Source organism: Rhodoblastus sp. (genome assembly GCF_041915505.1).
Taxonomy (GTDB): Bacteria; Pseudomonadota; Alphaproteobacteria; order Rhizobiales; family Beijerinckiaceae; genus Rhodoblastus.
In genome coordinates this window covers 1-2,711 of sequence record NZ_JAYSBG010000425.1, presented here as the reverse complement: position 1 = coordinate 2,711, position 2,711 = coordinate 1, and the positions used below count along the sequence as shown (strand labels likewise).

Below are 2,711 nucleotides of genomic sequence, written 5' to 3'. Positions count from 1 at the left end.
TTCGACAAAGCCGTCGCTGAACCGACGCAGGCTGTCGCCTTCGTTTCGCGGTTGCGCGGGGCGAAACAATTTGTCCGGCGGGCGACAGGCTGTGTCGCGCGATCAACCCATTGAAATCATGAAATTAATCGTGGGCATGGGTCTTGCTGCCGCTCGCGCGGAGGAAGCGCGGCTTCGCAAGCAGAAAGATTTGGAGGATTCCATGGCCAATGTGACCTTTTCGTCTCCGTCGCTGTCCCGCGACGTGACCGTCTACGCCGTCGCGGGCGACCGCGGCACTTTGCTGGCGCTCGCCAAGGACGCCAAAATTCCGATTCCCTTCGACTGCCAGGACGGCGAATGCGGCTCCTGCCTCGTCGAGGTCACGGTGCTGAGCAAGGCGACCCACGCCATTTCCCTTACCGAGAAGGAAAAGGAAATGCTCAAGCAGCTCGGCAAGATTTCGAAGTCCGAAGTCGCTGCGGCCGAAGTCAATGACATGCCGCCGCATTTCCGTCTGGCCTGCCAATATATCATCCGCGACGAGGATATTCTGGTGAAATTTGCCGGCGACGAGACCATGCCGGCGCAACAACGCAAGTCGCACGCGAAGATCGCGGAATAGAAACAATTGAGAATCATCAATTGACGTCGGCGCGCCGGCGTCCGTCCGGGGAGGACAACGGGGGCGTGGGCGACCGCGCCCCCGTTTGTTTGCGTCCCGGTCAAGGCGATGGCCGCAAGGACGACTTGCCGAACCGGGGTTGGCGCCGTAAACGAACGCCGGCGTCCGCAAGCCGGGCGCAGCGTGGTCGGGCGATCGCGGCTTTCACCCTTTTTCCGCCCGGGTTGTGTGGAACAAGGCGCCAAGCCGTTCCCGATCCGATGGATTTCCGCTCGGGCAGCGTCAGCGATGGACCGTATGGGGAGCGATCAGGAGCGTGAAGCAGAGGCGTCCGACGCATCGGATTCGGCCTCGGGTCCGGCGTCCCTGTCGTCGCGACAAAGCGAGCGCGCCGCGCTGCTCGCCGCCGCCGAGCGGCGCCGCAAGCTGATAGCCCGGCTCGGCGCCGCCGCCAGCCTGATCGTCGTCCTGGTCGCGGTCATCGTGCTCGGCCGGACCCTGACCAATCTGAACATGGCCGAGCTGCGCGCGGCCTTCGCCGCCACTTCGGCCAACCAGATCGCCCTCGGCCTGCTGTTCACCGCCTGCTCCTATCTGATGCTGACGGGCTATGACGCCATCGCGCTGCGGCAGCTCAAATTGCGGGTGCCCTATCGCACCACGGCCCTGGCCTCCTTCACCTCCTATGCCGTCTCCTTCACGCTCGGCTTCCCGATCTTCACCGGCGGCACGGTGCGCTACTGGATCTATTCGCGGGCGGGGGTGCGGCCGGGCAAGATCGCCAGCCTGACGGTGGTCGCCGGCGTCACCTTCTGGCTCGGCATGGCGGTGGTCATCGCCTTCGGCCTGCTGGTCGAGGCCGAGCCGATCTCGTATATCGACCACCTCGCCGTCAATATGAACCGCCTGATCGGATTCGGCGTGCTGGCGGCCATCGGGGCCTATCTCTACTGGGTTTCGGCGCGCCCGCGCCGCGCACGGGTTCAGGGGCTTTCGCTGGAGCTGCCGGGCCTGAGCCTGTCGCTCGGCCAGATTGCGCTCGGCGTGATGGACCTGTGCAGCGCGGCGGCGGTGCTCTATGTGCTGCTGCCGAGCCGCGAGGGATTGGATTTCTTCACCTTCGCGGCGATTTATGTGTTCGCCTGCCTGCTCGGCATCGTCAGCCACGCGCCCGGCGGCATCGGCGTGTTCGAGGCCACCATGCTGAAGGTCATGCCCGCGCCGTCGCAAGAGGCGCTGCTGGCCTCGCTGCTGATGTTCCGCATTCTTTATTATGTCATACCTTTCGTATTGGCTCTGGCTCTTCTCGGCGCGAATGAAGGCGGCCGCCGCTGGGATGCTCTGCGCGACCAATTGAATCGGGCCCAGAGCGATGGGGAAGAAGGCGTCTGAGGCTTGTACCGGTTCGAATGGACGAAGAAATCGACCCTGTAGGGGGGCTTGTCGCCAGTCTGATCGACGCTCTGCCGGAGCCGGTGCTGGTGGTGGACGAATCGGTCCGGCTGGTCGCCGCCAACGGCCCCGCGCGCGCGTTGTTCCCGCATTTGCGGCTGATGGGGCCGCTGGCCTCGACCCTGCGGGCGGTCGACCTGCATGACGCCATCGCCCGCGTGATGGTTTCGGGCCAGGCGGAGGACGTCACCTGGCTCGACCGCGTGCCGGTCGAGCGGCTGTTCCAGGTTCATGTCGCGGCCTTCGAATCCGTTGACGCGCGTTTCGTCGCGCTCAACCTGCATGACGCGACCGAGATGCGGCGGCTGGAAAAGATGCGGGTCGAATTCGTCGCCAACGCCAGCCATGAATTGCGCACGCCGCTCGCCTCGCTGCTCGGCTTCATCGAAACCCTGCAGGGCCCGGCCCGCGGCGACGAGGCGGCGCGCGACCGATTCCTCGGCATCATGCTGGAGCAGGCGCGCCGCATGGCTCGGCTGGTCGACGATCTGCTCTCGCTGTCGCGCATCGAGCAGCACCTGCATCTGCAGCCGCGCGCGGCGGTCGATCTCGCCGCCGTGGCGCAGCAGGTGATCGACGCCTTGGCGCCGATGGCGCGCGAAAACCGCATCCGGCTGGAATGTTCGGCCGAGCGCACGATGGTGCGCGGCGACCG

General features: G+C 65.6%; 3 protein-coding genes. All 3 read left to right on the top strand.

Going from position 1 to position 2,711, the window contains the following annotated elements; all coding sequences use genetic code 11:
- Positions 1-202 precede the first annotated feature (202 nt).
- Complete coding sequence (locus ACE3S9_RS18020; protein WP_374547857.1) at positions 203-604, top strand: 2Fe-2S iron-sulfur cluster-binding protein; 402 nt, start codon at positions 203-205, stop codon at positions 602-604.
- Between the two features lie 297 nt (positions 605-901).
- Positions 902-1,996, top strand: coding sequence for a lysylphosphatidylglycerol synthase domain-containing protein (locus ACE3S9_RS18015; RefSeq protein ID WP_374547856.1), 1,095 nt, complete (start codon positions 902-904; stop codon positions 1,994-1,996).
- Positions 1,997-2,013: 17 nt separating this feature from the next.
- On the top strand, positions 2,014-2,711 hold a 698-nt coding region (locus tag ACE3S9_RS18010), incomplete at its 3' end, for a histidine kinase dimerization/phospho-acceptor domain-containing protein (RefSeq protein WP_374547855.1).